We start from the raw sequence: 15,200 nt of genomic DNA on the forward strand, positions 1-15,200 counted from the left end.
TGCTCCTTCGACGATCGAGACCCGGCCGGCGTCCGCAATGGACTGATGCCTCCGGGTGTGACCTCACCCTCGGGGGCCGATTCGCGGGCGGCAATGAAACATCGCGACAATGTCCGAAAACTTGGTACTCCTGTCACGGCGACATAGGGTCCTGAGGGTGGACGAACGGCTGATGGTCGTCGTCGGATACGACCGGGCGCAGTTACTCGACATCGCCTGCGTGACATCGACATTGAACGAGGCGAACTGGGGCGCCACGCCGCCCTACCGGGTGCTCCTGGCCACCCCGGGCGGGCGGGCGATCACCTGTACCGACGGGATGACGCTGCAGGGGCAGGAAGCGCTCGAACGGCTCAAGGGCCCGCTGGACACACTGATCGTGTCGGGCGGCCTGGGCTACCACGAGGCCGCGGCCGACGCCCGTTTCGTCGGCCATGTGCGCCGGCTGGCCAAGGAGAGCCGGCGGGTCGCGTCGGTGTGCACCGGCTCCGCCGTGCTGGCCGCGGCCGGCCTGCTCGACGGCAGGCGCGCCGCCACCCACTGGATGTGGGCCGACAAGATCGCCGCGCGGTATCCGAAGGTCGCCTTCGACCCCGGTCCGATCTACATCCGCGAAGGCAACATCACCACCTCCGCCGGCGTCACCAGCGCACTCGACCTGACGCTCGCATTCATCCAGGACGACCACGGGCCGGAACTGGCACGCGGCGTGGCGCAACTGGTCGTGGCCTACCTGCAGCGGCCGGGCGACCAGGCGCAGATGAGCATGTTCGTCGCCGCCGCACCGCACCCCGAGCACAGCCTCGTCCAGCAGATCACCGACCACGTCGCCGGGAACCTCGACGGCGACCTGAGCACCGCCGCCCTGGCCCGGCTGGCGGGGGTGAGCGAGCGCCACCTCACCCGGCTGTTCCTCCAGCACCTCGCCCACACCCCGGGTCGCTACGTACGCCAGGCCCGCACCGAAGCGGCCGCTCACCTGCTTGCGACGACGACGCACCCGATCGCGAGCGTGGCACGACGCTGCGGATTCGGGACGGCCGAGACGCTGCGCCAAGCCTTCGTCGACCAGTACGGGACCGCGCCCTCGCGCTACCGCGCGAACCACTCGGTGCGGCAGCCGGGCCCTCGATGAACCGGTGATCGTCGCGGGGTCCGGGGTGGGGGCGGCCGTGCGGCGTCCGGTCGCTCGGCACCGCACGGCTCGTTCTCAGGTGGCGGCGATCCAGCTTCCGTGCAGCCCGAGCGGGATCCGGCTCGGCAGGTGGATCTGGGCGACCGGCTTGCCGGTGAAGTCCTGCGCCGAAAGGATCACCAGGTCCGAGGCGTTCCGGTCGGGGTTGTGGACGTAGGACAGGACGTAGCCGTCGTCCTCGGCGCGGGCGCCGGAACGCGGGACGAAGACCGCCTCGCTCGCGCTCGCGTGCTTCGGGAACCGGTGGAACTGGGACCGTCCGGTGGCCAGGTCGTGCTTGACCAGGCCGTTGCTGAACGCCGAGTCGGGGGTCGAGCCGTGCCCGTAGGCCTTCAGGAAGTCGGCGGTGGCGGCGGTGTAGCCGTACCGGTGCTTGCGGCCGACCCGCGCGTCCGGAACCCGGGGGAACTCCTGCGGCCGGTCGTCGAGCTGGGTCCGGCGGACGCGGCCGCGGGCCCGGTCGATCGTCCAGCGCACCAGCGCGGGCGGCGCGCTGGTCGACAGCCGGTCGGCGCTGAACGGCGCGGGGAACTCCACGAAGTCGACCACGATGTCGCCGCCGCTGTCGTAGGAGTTGAGCGTGTGCGAGATGTAGGAGGGAGGCACGGTGATCCAGGTGACCGCTCCCCCGGCGCGCGGGAAGTAGCCGACCCGGTTGGGGCGCCTGGTGTCCCAGACCCAGGGGATCTTCTGCCCGTGCTCCATGGCGTCCAGGTCGAACATGATCGGCTGGTCGTAGAGGACGACGTACTTCTCGGTGAGGGCGAAGTCGTGCATCAGGATCGTCCCGCCCATCGGGATCTTGCGGGTCGACCTCACTTCGCCGGCCGCGCTGATCACGACGTACTGGACGTAGTCGGTGCTCTCGTCGTAGCTCACCGAGTGCAGTTCGCCGGTGCCCGGGTCGAGCTTGGTGTGGGCCGACATGGTTCCGGCCCATGTGCCGTTGAAGTCGCACGGCCCGACCGTGTAGAGCTCGTCGGTGAGTTCCTGCGGACGGGCGGTGCCCTCTTGTAGCGCGAGGGTCTTGCCGCGGAATCCGATCACGTTGATGTTCGAGGCGAAGTCGGTCTCGGCGGGGACTCCGCGTACCGGCTCGCCGAGTTTCTCGGCGGTGCCCTTCGCGCGGACCCAGCGGCTGCGGTACCACTCGGCCTTGCCGTCGCGGAGCTGGACGCCGTGGACCATTCCGTCGCCGACCAGCCAGTGGTGGGCGAGCGGGTCCTCCAGTCCGAGCACGTTGGGGCCGTTGCGCAGCAGGCGGCCGGTCAGGTCCTTGGGGACCGTGCCGGTGACCGTCAGGTCGAACTCGGTCACCTCGAACGGGACCGGCGCGAACTCGCCTTCGAGGAAGGGGTTTCCGCTGCCGCGCTTGCGTCCGGCGGGTGCGGCGGACTGGGTCGCCATGGCCGGTGCCGCGCCCATGGCGGCGGCTCCGAACGCCGTGCCGGCGGCGAGGCCGGCGGCCAACGCGTGGCGGCGGGACATCTGCTGGGACGTCGTTCACCTCCGAAGGTGACGAGACAAGACGTCTCGTTCCCATGGAGGCTAGGCCCTGGCCGCCCCCCGGTCAAGACGAGTCGTCTCGTTTCCTATAGACTCGCTGGTCATGACCACCGAATCCGCGAACCGGCGCTACCGGAGCGAGCGCTCCCACAAGGCGATCCTCGACGCCGCGCTGAAACTGTGCCGAGAGCAGGGGTTCGCCAAGACGAGCGTCGACGCGATCGCCAAGGAGGCCGGGGTCGGCAAGCAGACGATCTACCGGTGGTGGCCGTCCAAGGCCGCGGTGCTGGTCGAGGCGATCGACCGGCAGAGCGCGCCGTCCACCGAGTTCCCCGACACCGGCGACATCTACGCCGACCTGCGCGACCAGATGGTCGCCGTCGCGAAGTACTTCCAGACGACGCAGTCCTCGACATACCGGGAGGTCATCGGTGCTGCGCAGTCCGAGCCGTCGGCGGCGCAGGCCATCCTGGACACGCTGGTCAACCCCCGCGTCCAGGGCTGCCGGCGCCGGCTGGAACGGGCGCAGCAGCAGGGGCAGATCCGGGCCGACGCCGTGCTGGACGACGTCGTCGAGCTCATTTACGCCCCGCTCTACTACCGCCTGCTGCTGGGGACCCGTCCGAACACGCCCGGACAGGTCGAAGACATCCTGAACCTGGTGTTCGACGGCCTCCGCCCGCGAAACCCGAACCCCCCGGCGGCCGACGACTGAGCGCAATGCAGGTGAGCAGTGCATTCAGGTCGTCGGCGATCAGGTCCCGGAACGCTCTCCACTCAGCCGGCGTTGAAGGCCTTGTCGACGGTCAGCGTGTCCTCGTACAGGTGCATGCGGACGATCCGGCCGTCCTCCACCACCAAATGCATGGCCGCCGGTGTGGTGAACTCCTTGCCGGTGGCCACGACGGTGTGCGTGAAGACCGCCAGCAGCATCACGTCACCACCGTCGACGATGACGCGTTCCAGCACGACCTTGCTCCTGTCGTGCGCGAAGTGCGGCCACATCGTGGTGAAGTACGGCGCGACCTCCTCCCGGCGGGTACGGCGCCCGGTCCAGGGCAGCGCGTCACTGCCGGGGACGTACCAGTCGATCTCCTCGGCGAACAGTTCCTGGATGCCGTCGGGGTCCTGCCTGCCGAGGCGCTCCAAAAACTTCTCGGCCACGGTCCGCGAGGTCTGAGTATCTGTTGCCATCGTCCTTGTCCTTTGTCTTTTCGTTCCTCGGGCGCTCTTCTTGATGTAACCGTTTTTGTTACATCGGTGAGCGTGGGGCGGCCCCTCGATCAGGGAGGTCGACGATCCGAGGTCAGGCGGCTTTCAAGACGTCCTGTAGCACGTCCTCCAGCGTGGTCTTGGCCAGTTCCCTGCGCAGGGCGGCCTCCACGTCGTCGTACACGGCGGTCATCGCCGGCCCGATGCCGTGGCCCACGACGCACTCGGGGTCCGGTGTCGCGCGGTGCAAGGCGAAGAGCGGCCCCGGTTCGATCGCCTGGTAGACGTCGAGCAGGGTGATCGCCGCCAGGTCCCGCGCGAGCATCCACCCCGCCCCCGCCCCCCGCCGCGAATCGACCAAGCCGGCCTTGCTCAGCTCGGTCAGCAGGCGGCGGATCACCACCGGGTTGGTGTTGACGCTCGTCGCGATCTGCTCGGAGGTGGCGACCTCGTGGCCGCGCCGCCGATAGAGCCCGATCCACGTCAAGGCATGCACCGCGATGGTCAGTCTGCTGTTGGCGCTCACGTCGGACTCCACCTCCCTCGCCCCCGGCTTTAGTCGTAACAATAGTTGTTACAACTACAGGCGGCAAGTTCTGCGAGGCCGGCCGGAGCGGCTCACGTTCCTGTCCATGTCGGCGAGCACGCACGAGATCACGGGTGATGACGGCGTTCGGCGATCGGCGGACCTATCCCCTGCACGGTCGGGCGCCCGGGTTCACTGGATGCCGGCGTCCTTGCACTTGGACGCGTAGGCGCCCTTGCACAGGTCCGCGGCCTTGACGAAGCCGTCGTCAAGGACCTTCTTGACGTTGTCCTTGAAGATCCCGATCGGGATCAGCAGCACCGACGGCACGTCCCGCTTGCCCTGCGGGTCCTTCACGGTGGCGCTCGTCTCGCCCTTCTGCCCCTTCAACAAGGAGATGGCGAGCTTGGAGGCGGCGTCCGCCTCCTGCTTGACGGGCTTGTAGACGGTCATGCACTGCGAGCCGTCCAGGATGTTCTGCAGCCCCTGCAGGGTCGCGTCCTGGCCGGTGATGGCGACCTTTCCGCCCTGCCCGTTCTTCTTGACCACCGCCACCGCGGCGTTCCCGAGGTTGTCGTTGGCGGCCAGCACGCCGTCGATCTTGCCGTGCTGCTCGGTGTACATCTGCTCGAAGATGGTCGCCGCCTTCTCCGGCTTCCAGTCCGGGACGGGCTGCTCGGCCACCTTCTTGTAGTTGGAGACCTTGTCCAGGATGTTGTGCGCGCCCTGCGCGAAGAGCGTGGCGTTGTTGTCCGTCGGCGAGCCGTCCAGGTAGGCGATGTTGGCCGGCTTGTCCCCCAGGCACTTCTGCAGGCCCTTGCCCAGTTCCTCGCCGACCCTGACGTTGTCGAAGGAGACGTAGTAGTCGGACACTCCGCCCAGAGTCAGCCGGTCGTAGTCGATGGTCTTGACGCCCTGCGCCTGGGCCTTGCGCTGCACCGCCGCCGCGGAGTTGGAGTCGAGTCCGGTCACGAGCATGACGCTGACCCCGCTCGTGAGCATCTGGTCGGCGATCGTCTGGAACCGCTGGGTCGAGCCTTCCGCGTTCTGGATGTCGTACTGGACGCCCGCCGCCTTGAACGCCTGCTCCAGGTACGGCCGGTCGAAACTCTCCCACCGGGTGGACGAGGTCGTGTCGGGCAGGATCACGCCGACCTTTCCCTTCACCGACGAACTCGACGAGCCCTTCGAGTCGTCGGATCCGTCCCCGCACGCGGAAAGGGTGACCGCCGCGGCCGCCGTCACAGCGGTCAGGTAGACGATCCCTTTGCGGAGAACGGCTTCTTTGGCGACCAGCGCCGATGTCTTCTTGCGCACGCCAACTCCAAGGGGGGTGGGAGGCCAGGCCCCGCCTGGCCGCCGGCTTTGCTGAACTGTAGAAACGCCGGTTAATCAGCGTCAAGGACAAAAGAGACCACAAACGGCCATAGTTTGAACGGAGTGCGGATAAACCCCTTAGGGTTGCGGCCATGGACGACGCGCCCGGCTCCCTCACCTCACTGCGGTCGCGCAACCGGCTGCTGGTCATCGACGCCGTCCGGCGGCACGGCCGGATCAGCAGGGTCGACATCGCCCGGGCGACCGGCCTGTCGCGGACCACCGTCTCCGGCCTCGTCACCGCCCTCCTGGCCGAAGGCGTGCTGACCGAGGCGGCGGACGGCTCGGTGCCGGCCGCGCCCCGAGGGGGCCGTCCCGCGACCCCGCTCACTCTGAACCCGGAGGGCGGCGGGCTGCTCGGCGTGCATCTCCGCCACACCGACATCCGCGTCCTGCTGGCCGACCTGTCTGGCGGCGTGCTCGGCGAGCGCTACCACGAACTCGACGTCGACCACCGGCCGGACGAGGCCCTGGACTTCATCGCCGGCACCGCCCTCGACCTTGTCGCCACGGTCGGGCGGGACGCCGGGCGCGTCTTCGGCATGGGCGTCGCGGTGTCGGCTCCCGTCCGGTCGCGGTCGCACACGCTCAGCCTGCCCTCCATGCTGTCCGACTGGACCGATGTCGACGTCGCGGAACGCCTGAGGGAGCGCATCGGGCTGCCCGTCCACGTGGGCAACGACGCCAACCTGGGCGCCCTCGCCGAGTGGACCTTCGGCGCGGGGCACGGCGTCGACGACCTGATCTACGTCATGCTGTCGGACGGCGTGGGCGCCGGCCTGATCCTGGACGGCCGTCCCTACCAGGGCGCGACCGGGGCCGCGGGCGAGCTCGGCCACATCGCCGTGGTCGACGGAGGCTACGTCTGCCGCTGCGGGAACCGCGGGTGCCTGGAGACCGTCGTCGGGGCGCGGGCGCTCACGGCGGCGTTCACCCGCACCCGCGGCCCCGACACCACCATCGCCGATCTGGTGGCCCTGCTCGCCGCCGACGATCCGGGCGCGCGGCGGGTGGTCGTCGATGCCGGCCACATGATCGGACGGGCGCTGGCGGACATCTGCGCGATGCTCGAACCGCAGATGGTGATCGTCGGCGGCGAGGTCGGCGCGGTCGGCCGCCCGCTGCTGGACGGGATCCGCGACGTGCTGCTCCACCGCCTGCCCCCGCCGCTCGACCAGGGCATCACCGTCACCGGCAGCCGCCTCGGCGACCGCGCCGAGGTGTTCGGCGCGATCGTCCTCGCGACCCGTCAGACGTCGGCCCACCTCCTGGCCCCGCGCTTCGACTCAAAAGAAGCGCCGGCCCATTGAACGCAGGACGCGGCGCTGGCTTGCGAGGATCAGCCGCAATTAGGAAAGCGAACACGGAGAACCGGACCGGCGGGGAGAGCACGTGCTGATCGACGAACTTCAGACGCCCGCGCTGCTGGTCGAGCAGGCGGCGCTCCGGCACAACCTCGACACGATGAGCGCGGCGCTGCCGGGGCCGCGGCTCCGGCCGCACGTCAAAGCGCACAAGTGCACGAGCCTGGCCCGGCTCCAGCACGCCAACGGACACCCGGGCTTTACGTGCGCGACGATCCGCGAGGTCGAGGCCATGGCCGCGGCCGGTCTCGGGGAGGACCTCCTGCTCGCGAACGAGGTGCTCGACACCCGCCGACTCGGACGCCTCGCCCAGGATGGACACCGGGTGACGGTCGCCATGGATTCGGCCGAGACGATCGAGGCGGCCGCTGCCGGCGGAGTACGCGAGGTCATCATCGACGTCAATGTCGGGCTGCCGCGCTGCGGCTGCCCGCCCGCCGACGCCGGGTCCCTCGCCGACCTCGCCCGAAAGACCGGACTGGCCGTACGCGGAGTCATGGGCTACGAGGGACACCTCATGCTCGTGCAGTCGCAGGAGGAGCGTCGGGAACGAACCGAACAGGCGATGGAGCAGTTGCTCGCCGCGAGCGCCGACGTCGGCGGTGACCTGATCAGCGCCGGCGGAACCGGCACCTACGCCGTCAACACCTGGGCCACCGAGATCCAGGCCGGCTCCTACGCCCTGATGGACACCGCGTACGGAAAGCTCGGGCAGCCGTTCCAGCAGGCTCTGTCCGTCCTGGGCCGGGTCATCTCGGTATCCCCCGAATGGGCCGTCGTCGACGTCGGGCTGAAGTCGCTCAGCCTCGACCACGGGCTGCCGAGCATTGAAGGCGCGAAAGTCTGGTTCTGTTCCGACGAGCACACCACGTTCAACACCGAAGACGGCGCTCGTCCCGCGGTGGGCGACCTCATCCGTGTGCTGCCCGCCCATGTCGACCCGACCGTGACGCTCCACGACACCCTCTATCTGGTCGACGGCGCACAAGTACTTGAGCAATGGCCGGTCGACATGCGCGGCTGGCAATGATCGCCGCGCTTCCGCCGGGCGAGGATCAGACGGCCGTCAGTCCGATCTCGGCACAGGCCTGACGGCAGTGGCGCGCTCTCGCTGCGGGCGGTGGCCCGGCGGGCCAGCGTGTCGGCGACGGCCCCCTACCGCCACTACGCGGACCGCGACGCGCTGGTCTCCGCGGTCGCCGCGCAGGGCTACCGCGAACTCGCCGAACATCTGACCGCCGCGCACCCCTCCCCCGAGGCCCCCGACGACCTTGCAGCGGTCGCCGTCGCCTACGTCCGCTTCGCCCTCGACCACCCGGCGCTGTTCCGGGTGATGTTCACCGAGCGCTGCGACCCGAACAACGAGGAGCGGGTCAGCGCGACCATCGGCATCTGGGAATACGTCCGCAGCATCGTGCACAACACCTTCCCCCACGTCGACCCGGACGCGCTGGCGACCAGCATCTGGGCGCTCGTCCACGGCCTTGCGTTCCTGCACCTCGAGGGTAAGCTCGACGTCTCCTCCCCCGACGTGGTCGCCGCCCAGGTCCGCGCCGCGGTCCATGCGCTCTTCGCCGCATCACCGGCGATGTCGCAGACGGCAGCCTCACCCAAACCGGGAAGCTGACCAGCCCCGCCAACCTCCACCCCCGTGACAGCGCCAACCTCGGCGACACGGTCGACTTGCCGTTCGGGCGGGAATCGTCTGCAGCGGGCGGGCCAGGTGCTCCTCGTCCTCGCCGGAGCGCAGCATCGGCTCGCGGCGGTCACCGAGCCGCATCGCCTGCACCGCGGCCGCCGGCTCGGCCATCAGGTGCCGGGTGGTCCCGGCGATGGCGCGCGCCGCGCGATCTCCACTTTTGATCCGCGACGGCAGGAATCCTCTACGCCGAGCACGGTGGCGGCGTCGACGGGCGCGCTGAAGGTGGCAGTCGTCGGCGGGAATCACCGGCTCCCACAACGCCAGGGTCGCGTGGTACGACCTGTCATATGCCGAGGCTCCAGAAAGGACGGGTGAGCAGGTGCGAGTCACCGTGGTGGGCAGTGGCGATGCGTTCGGTTCCGGCGGCAGGTTCCAAACCTGCATCGCCCTGGCACCGGAGGCGTCCGCCCCGCCGCATGTCCTGGTCGACTGCGGCGCGACCAGCCTGGTCGCCCTGCGGCAGCAGCAGATCGATCCCAACGAGATCGACACGGTTCTGATCACCCATCTGCATGGTGACCACTTCGGAGGGATTCCCTTCCTGGTCCTCGACGGGCAGTTCCGCCGAAGGACCCGTGACCTGACCGTGGTCGGCCCACCCGGAACCGAAGTCCGGTTGGCACAGGCGATGGAGGCGATGTTCCCCGGGTCCAGTACCGTTCAGCGCCGCTTCACCGTCCGCGTCAGAGAACACGACGATCGGCACACCAGTGAACTGGGGCCGCTGCACGTCACGCCATTCGAAGTACGGCATGCCTCGGGCGCACCCGCCTACGCCATTCGCGTCGAGACAACGACCGGATCGGTCGCCTACTCCGGCGACACCGAATGGACCGAAGCCCTGCTCCAGGCCGCCGACGGGATCGACCTGTTCCTCTGCGAGGGTTACAGCCCCGCTCCCATTCGCTGGCACCTCGACCTCGACACCCTCGACCGCCATCGCGACCGCTTCACCTGCGAGCACATGGTCCTCACCCACCTGTCACCCACAGCGCTGGCAAGCGACCTCACCGGCTGGCATGTCGCTCACGACGGCCTTCAGATCGACCTGTGACCGACCCATCTCAAGCGCAACCGGTCGCAAACGCTCATGTCGTCGCCGTACAAGGGGACACCCGCCTCGTCCAGCAGCAAGATGCCGACAAGCCCCGAGTCGGTCGCCTGCTCGGCTTCGTGGTGGTTGCCGGAATGGGGTACCTCCTTCAGCACGCGGAGCGAGGGACCGGCAGAGTCCTTGTCGTGAATGCAGAGAGGGCTGCTTCTGCGGCATCGGCTTCGGCATGGACAGCGCGAGGAACAGACGGCGCATGACGGGCGACGACGGTGACACCCGCGCCATCGTCCTGCGGACCGAACGGCTCCGGGTCACCGTCTGGACGGCCGGGGACGCCGACGACCTGCACCGGCTCCACTCTGACCCGGCCGTGATGAGGCAGATGACCACCGGGACGCAGACCCGGGCGCAGACCCGGGCCCGGATCGACACCTGGATCGCCGAGCACGCCGCACGCGGCTGGTCCAAGTGGCGGGTCGAGGACGCCACCGGCGGGTTCGTCGGCCGGGCCGGGTTCGGTCAGGCCCACCACACCGGGCACCGCGAACTCGGATACTTACTGGCGCCGTCCCGCTGGGGCGCGGGCTACGCCACGGAGCTGGTCGCCGCGCTGGTGCGCTGGCACTTTTCACACCCTGACGCGGGACTCCAGTCCGACCTCCTCGCCTACGTCTTTCCCACCAACCAAGCCAGCCGCCGCGTACTGGTGAAGAACCACTTCACCCTCCTCGGCCCATCCCCGCACGCACCAGACCAACTCGTCTACATCCGTGGCGCGAACCCACTTCGGCGTGCCGCGATCGACGGTGTGCGGGCATCTGAACCGTGAGACGACGGTGCCCCGGCAGCCGAAGAACCTCACGAAGGCATAGCTGTCATCGCCGGGCATCAGGGCTCCCCACTCGGGTCCGTGCGACCAAGCGAGGCAGGCCGAGTAATGGCTCAGTCGGCGTTTGCCGGTGTGAGCGGCACGAACGTCTGCACGGTGACCCGCTGGGCAGTGAATGGCCGACCAGGCCACAGTGACGAGCTCGCGCGCCAACGGAGGGAGGCCGCCTATCTCGAAGGCAAGGTCAGTGCGAATGAGCCTTCTCGTGAGCCTCTTCGAGAGAAGATCCCGCCAGGAGCGCCGCAGCCCCGCTGGCGAAGTTGGGGCACTCAAGGATGTCCGTGTGCGGGCAGGTCAAGCCATGGGCGATGGCGGTGCGTGCCACCTGGGCCTGGGCAATCCGTTGATCCAGCTCGCTGAGCTTGCGCTGGTACAGCTCCCGCCACCCGTCGCCGGCTGGCGAACGAGACGCGATGAACGCCTTGACCTCCCGCAACGTGAAACCGACATTTCGCAGCGCCACGACCACACCGACCAGCCCGACCGCCGATGGCGGATAACGCCGCTGGCCTGAGACCCGGGCCGGTGCCGGTAGCAGGCCGAGCTCCTCCCAGTAGCGGAGCGCGGAGGTGGCGACACCCGTGCGGCTCGCCAGCTCACCGATCGTCAACTGCTCAGTCATTTGACTTCAAGCGTACTTGAAGTCGTTGACTGGCGATCATGCAGGCAGCAGGGACATCTCTCAAGCAGCGCGCGATCAGATATCTGGTGCGCCAGGCCCATCATCCTCGAGGCGTCGTCGGGTGGGCGAACGGCTGGATGTTCGCTCTTCGCCCCTCCAACCGGCAGCGCAACATCTGGGCAGTGTCGTTGCTGGATGTGCAGCCGACCGACCGGGTACTCGAAATCGGCTTCGGTCCTGGCCTCGCCATCGCCGACTTCGCCCGCCGCGCCACCCGAGGCCACGTCTTCGGTATCGACCACTCCCAAGCCATGGTCCGGCATGCGGCCCGTCGCAACGCCGCCGCCATCCGCGCCCACCGCGTGCACCTCACGCGCGCGTCCGTGGAGCAGTTGCCGAGCTTCAGCGATCCGCTCGATGCCATCCTCGCCGTCAACTCCGTGGGATTCTGGCCCGACCCGATAGAGCGGCTTCGCGAGCTGCGTCGCCTGCTCCGTCCCGCAGGACGTATCGCGCTCGTCAGCCAGCCCCGCTGCCCCGGCGCCACCCGAGACACCACGGCCCGAGCCGCCCAAGAGCTCCAGGACATGCTCACCCAGGCCGGCTTCACCCATCTCCGGGTCGAGACCCTCGACCTAGACCCACCCGTCGCCTGCGTACTCGCCACCAACCCGACCGACACGGCCTCATGACCACCGCAGCACACCGGCCAGCCTCCCCGCCCACATCCAACACACAGGGACGCGGCCCCTGGCAAGGCCCCGTGATTGAGTGAACAGCATCCGGAGGAGCGGGCGGCCGCTCGTGACTTCGTGTGGGCCCGGGGTGGTGCGCAGTTGGGCAGGTTTGCTCGGTGTCAGTCGTGGTCGAGGATGAAATCGGCTATCGCGGCAGCGACGGCTTCGGGCTGTTCATCGGGGATGAAGTGTCCAGCGTCGGGCACGACGACGCCGGTGGTGTCGTCGGCCCATGGGCTGATGGAGGCCGCCATGTCCGGGATGGAGCCGTGGCTGCTGGAGATTCCGAGGATAGGCACGGTGAGGTGCTGCCGCTTGAGCGCCTCGTGGTTCTTGCGCGCCGACTCGGCGGCGTCTCGGTAATAGGCGAGCGAAGCGCGGAGGCCACCGTCGACGGCGATGGCCGCTGCGTAGTGGTCGAGTTCGGCTTCGTCGAACGTGTCGGGAGAGAGGGCCTTCATTTTCAGGAACCAGCCGACGTAGTCCCGTTCGCGGCCGGCGAGCAGCGTCTCGGGCAGGTCGGGCACGAGGTGGAACGCGAAATGCCAGGTCTTCCACGCCCGATCCGGGTCGGTGGGAATCGCTTCCGGGAGGGTGATGCCGGGAATTCCAGCGTCGAGCAGAGCGACCCCGCGCAGTTGGCCCTCGAATTGAAGTGCGAGGGAGAAAGCGACCCAGGCGCCGATGTCGTGGGCAACCAGCCAGTAAGTCGACACTCCGAGAGCCTTCACGGCCGCGTGGACGTTCGCGGCGACCGTGTGCGTGTCGTAGCTGCGCTCCGGACGCTCGGAGTGGCCCTGACCCGGCAGGTCGATCGCGATGACGTGAAACCGGCCGGCGAGGCTGGGCATCACCTTTCGCCAAGCCCACCAGGTTTGCGGGAATCCGGCGAGCAGGACAACAGCCGGGCCGGTCGGCTGGCCGCCTTCGACGGCATGAAGGCGGACACCGTCCGCGTCAACCCAGCGGTGAGTGAATCCCTCCAGGTCGCGCAGAGGCAAGTCGCGGACAGGGTTACTTTCGCGGACGCGCCGAGCGCTGGTCGCAGGGTCAGTCACGGGGATCCTCCATCGGTGTTAGGTGCGCTGGTTCGGTACTTCGCCCGAGGATTAGGCCCCCAAGCGCGGTACAGATGACGAGAGCGGCCAGCGCGGTGCTCGAAATCCGGTGCCGACGGCCTGATCGATGAGGCCCAGTAGCAGGACGGGGACGACAAGCCCGGAATAGACAAACAGGAAATACGTCGCACTGAGCTCAGCCCGGTTACCGGAATCGCACAGTGCGTCCGTGCTTCATCGAAGAATGGTCGGCGGTGCGATGATCTGAGCCAGCAGTGCACTGATGAACAGGGCTCCGACGCCCACGCCGAGGACGGCCAGGTTCGATACGCCCAGGTCGTCACGTAGGAAGGCCGGGGCTAAAGACGAAAAGAAACCGTTCACGCCGGAAGACGCGGCGACGAGCACACCGCTGGCGAGAAAGGAGCGAGCCGCGCTCGGACCGGGAGGAAGTGCCGGTCGGCGAATGTGCGGCTGCCAACGCGTCCTACGATCCGAAGTCTCGGGGACTGTCAACCAGGCAATGCACGCCACGGCACAGACCACCATGTAGCACCAGAACACGGTGCGGGTCGGCGCTCGGACGAATTGCGCAAGCAGGCCCGCCGCGATGGTGCCGAGACTCAGGCCACCGACGTTGGCGGCGGTGGCCAGCACAGCTGCGGCCTTTCGGCCGGGCACGAGTTCCGCGATCGACGACGTCGCCGTTGCGGTGATGAGGCCGGTTGCCGCGCCGCTGAGGACCCGTGAGATCAGCAGGACGGTGAGGCCGTTGACGAGCGCAAGTCCGAGGGTGCTGAGCGCTGTGAGCGCGAGCGCCAGCGCGAGGACGGGACGGCGACCGATCGCATCGGACAGTGAACCGGCCACGAGCAATGTGCCGACGACTCCGATGACGTAGGCGATGAACACGAGGGTGGTGGTGACGGGTCCGAAGCCGAACTCCGACGCCCACAGGACGTAGAGCGGGATGGTCAGCGTCCCGCCGGCCATGACGACGGTGTAGATGAGGACGACGGCGGCGGCTGGCACCACGTGGTCTGCTCGTCGCGCTGTCGCGAGGTGCGGGGGACGCCCGGTCATGACCATGCTCGGAGGCTAGCACATCTTGAACTGTTTAGTTCAAGATAGGATGGTGCGCAGCGCAGCCCGAGACACCGACACACCGGCAAGGAAGTGCCACGTGGCAGGCAAGAAGCAGTTCGACATGGACACGGCGCTCGACGCCGCGATGATCCAGTTCTGGCGCGCCGGCTACGCCGACACCTCACTGGACGATCTGTCCCGGGCAACCGGCCTGAACCGCAGCTCCATCTACTCCTCGCTCGGCGACAAGGACACGCTCTTCCTGCGCTGCCTGGATCGCTATGCCGCGCGCTACGGCGACAAGTACGACGCCGCCCTGTCGTGTGCAGCCTCGGAGCCTCTTACAGCCGTTCGTGCGTTCTTCGACGTCACCCTTGAGCGCATCGCCGATCCCGAACTGCCGGATGGATGTCTGGTTGCCCAATCGGCCATGGCGATCCCGGTGCTGAGCCCGAGCGTCGCGGCGCACGCGAAGGAGGCGCTGGGCTTCCAGCGCTTGCGTCTACGCGCCGCCCTGAAGGCCGGCCGATTGCCCGACCAGGACGCCGAGGCCTTCGCCGAACACGTGGCAGCCGTGAACCAGTCCCTCGCCGTCATGAGCAGAGCCGGCGCAAGCCCGGCGCAACTCCGGGCCATTGTGGGCGTAACCGTCGACGCACTCTCACAGGCATTGCGCACGCGCGACGAGCACCCCAGGACAACATCACCCGAACCAACCACCCGCGAAGCACAGGACTAACCAGGATTAAGAACGTGTCTCATGTGGGCCGCGTACGTCCTGCGGAATAATGCGGGATCGTGTCGTCGGATCTTGCGTTGCGTCTCGTGCCGGATGAGTTGTGGGAGCTTGCCGAACCGCTGATCCCGGCATT

Annotated in this window: 16 protein-coding genes; 9 read left to right on the forward strand and 7 right to left on the reverse strand. The window is 68.4% G+C overall.

What is annotated here, in order from left to right:
- The first annotated feature begins 157 nt into the window (after positions 1 to 157).
- Positions 158 to 1,135: a GlxA family transcriptional regulator gene (locus QP089_RS20080; protein ID WP_285913234.1), complete on the forward strand. Its 978-nt coding sequence runs from the start codon at positions 158 to 160 to the stop codon at positions 1,133 to 1,135.
- Positions 1,136 to 1,210: 75 nt separating this feature from the next.
- Here the strand turns inward: QP089_RS20080 and QP089_RS20085 are convergent, their stop codons facing one another.
- Complete coding sequence (locus tag QP089_RS20085) at positions 1,211 to 2,683, reverse strand: carotenoid oxygenase family protein (RefSeq protein WP_285913235.1); 1,473 nt, start codon at positions 2,681 to 2,683, stop codon at positions 1,211 to 1,213.
- Positions 2,684 to 2,804: 121 nt separating this feature from the next.
- Between QP089_RS20085 and QP089_RS20090 the strand changes: the two genes are divergently transcribed.
- The gene (locus tag QP089_RS20090) at positions 2,805 to 3,416 is read left to right on the forward strand and encodes a TetR/AcrR family transcriptional regulator (RefSeq protein ID WP_285913236.1); all 612 of its coding nucleotides are present in this window, start codon (positions 2,805 to 2,807) and stop codon (positions 3,414 to 3,416) included.
- A 62-nt stretch (positions 3,417 to 3,478) separates the two neighbouring features.
- Here QP089_RS20090 and QP089_RS20095 read toward each other — a convergent pair whose 3' ends face one another.
- The 3 genes from QP089_RS20095 to QP089_RS20105 form a co-directional block, all read right to left on the reverse strand.
- On the reverse strand, positions 3,479 to 3,895 hold the full coding sequence (locus tag QP089_RS20095; RefSeq protein ID WP_285913237.1) for a nuclear transport factor 2 family protein: 417 nt from the start codon (positions 3,893 to 3,895) through the stop codon (positions 3,479 to 3,481).
- Between the two features lie 112 nt (positions 3,896 to 4,007).
- Entirely contained in the window at positions 4,008 to 4,439 is a 432-nt protein-coding gene (locus tag QP089_RS20100) for an Rrf2 family transcriptional regulator (protein WP_285913238.1), read from the reverse strand.
- A gap of 192 nt (positions 4,440 to 4,631) precedes the next feature.
- Positions 4,632 to 5,756, reverse strand: a complete 1,125-nt coding sequence (locus QP089_RS20105) for a sugar ABC transporter substrate-binding protein (protein ID WP_285913239.1) — start codon at positions 5,754 to 5,756, stop codon at positions 4,632 to 4,634.
- Positions 5,757 to 5,908: 152 nt separating this feature from the next.
- On the opposite strand from QP089_RS20105, the gene QP089_RS20110 reads away from it, so the two are divergent.
- From QP089_RS20110 to QP089_RS20130, 5 genes are all read left to right on the forward strand, one after another.
- On the forward strand, positions 5,909 to 7,126 hold the full coding sequence (locus QP089_RS20110; RefSeq protein ID WP_285913240.1) for an ROK family transcriptional regulator: 1,218 nt from the start codon (positions 5,909 to 5,911) through the stop codon (positions 7,124 to 7,126).
- A gap of 82 nt (positions 7,127 to 7,208) precedes the next feature.
- Positions 7,209 to 8,210, forward strand: a complete 1,002-nt coding sequence (locus tag QP089_RS20115; protein WP_285913241.1) for an alanine racemase — start codon at positions 7,209 to 7,211, stop codon at positions 8,208 to 8,210.
- A 90-nt stretch (positions 8,211 to 8,300) separates the two neighbouring features.
- On the forward strand, positions 8,301 to 8,807 hold the full coding sequence (locus tag QP089_RS20120) for a TetR/AcrR family transcriptional regulator (RefSeq protein ID WP_353070594.1): 507 nt from the start codon (positions 8,301 to 8,303) through the stop codon (positions 8,805 to 8,807).
- 394 nt (positions 8,808 to 9,201) lie between these two features.
- Positions 9,202 to 9,936 carry an MBL fold metallo-hydrolase gene (locus QP089_RS20125; RefSeq protein WP_285913242.1) on the forward strand — a complete coding sequence of 245 codons (735 nt, stop codon included), beginning with the start codon at positions 9,202 to 9,204 and terminating at the stop codon, positions 9,934 to 9,936.
- 253 nt (positions 9,937 to 10,189) lie between these two features.
- The gene (locus QP089_RS20130; protein ID WP_285913243.1) at positions 10,190 to 10,765 is read left to right on the forward strand and encodes a GNAT family N-acetyltransferase; all 576 of its coding nucleotides are present in this window, start codon (positions 10,190 to 10,192) and stop codon (positions 10,763 to 10,765) included.
- A 244-nt stretch (positions 10,766 to 11,009) separates the two neighbouring features.
- On the opposite strand, the gene QP089_RS20135 is transcribed toward QP089_RS20130, so the two are convergent.
- Complete coding sequence (locus QP089_RS20135; RefSeq protein WP_285913244.1) at positions 11,010 to 11,447, reverse strand: MerR family transcriptional regulator; 438 nt, start codon at positions 11,445 to 11,447, stop codon at positions 11,010 to 11,012.
- 38 nt (positions 11,448 to 11,485) lie between these two features.
- Here QP089_RS20135 and QP089_RS20140 point away from each other — a divergent pair, with 38 nt between their 5' ends.
- Complete coding sequence (locus QP089_RS20140) at positions 11,486 to 12,139, forward strand: class I SAM-dependent methyltransferase (protein WP_285913245.1); 654 nt, start codon at positions 11,486 to 11,488, stop codon at positions 12,137 to 12,139.
- A 164-nt stretch (positions 12,140 to 12,303) separates the two neighbouring features.
- On the opposite strand, the gene QP089_RS20145 is transcribed toward QP089_RS20140, so the two are convergent.
- Together QP089_RS20145 and QP089_RS20150 are read right to left on the reverse strand one after the other, a co-directional pair.
- A complete protein-coding gene (locus tag QP089_RS20145) occupies positions 12,304 to 13,242 on the reverse strand; it encodes an alpha/beta fold hydrolase (protein WP_285913246.1) in 939 nt (312 codons plus the stop codon).
- A gap of 234 nt (positions 13,243 to 13,476) precedes the next feature.
- On the reverse strand, positions 13,477 to 14,331 hold the full coding sequence (locus QP089_RS20150) for an MFS transporter (protein WP_285913247.1): 855 nt from the start codon (positions 14,329 to 14,331) through the stop codon (positions 13,477 to 13,479).
- A 94-nt stretch (positions 14,332 to 14,425) separates the two neighbouring features.
- Between QP089_RS20150 and QP089_RS20155 the strand changes: the two genes are divergently transcribed.
- The gene (locus tag QP089_RS20155) at positions 14,426 to 15,067 is read left to right on the forward strand and encodes a TetR/AcrR family transcriptional regulator (protein ID WP_285913248.1); all 642 of its coding nucleotides are present in this window, start codon (positions 14,426 to 14,428) and stop codon (positions 15,065 to 15,067) included.
- Positions 15,068 to 15,200: the final 133 nt, after the last annotated feature.

Source organism: Actinomadura opuntiae, from assembly GCF_030283205.1.
GTDB lineage: Bacteria > Actinomycetota > Actinomycetes > Streptosporangiales > Streptosporangiaceae > Spirillospora.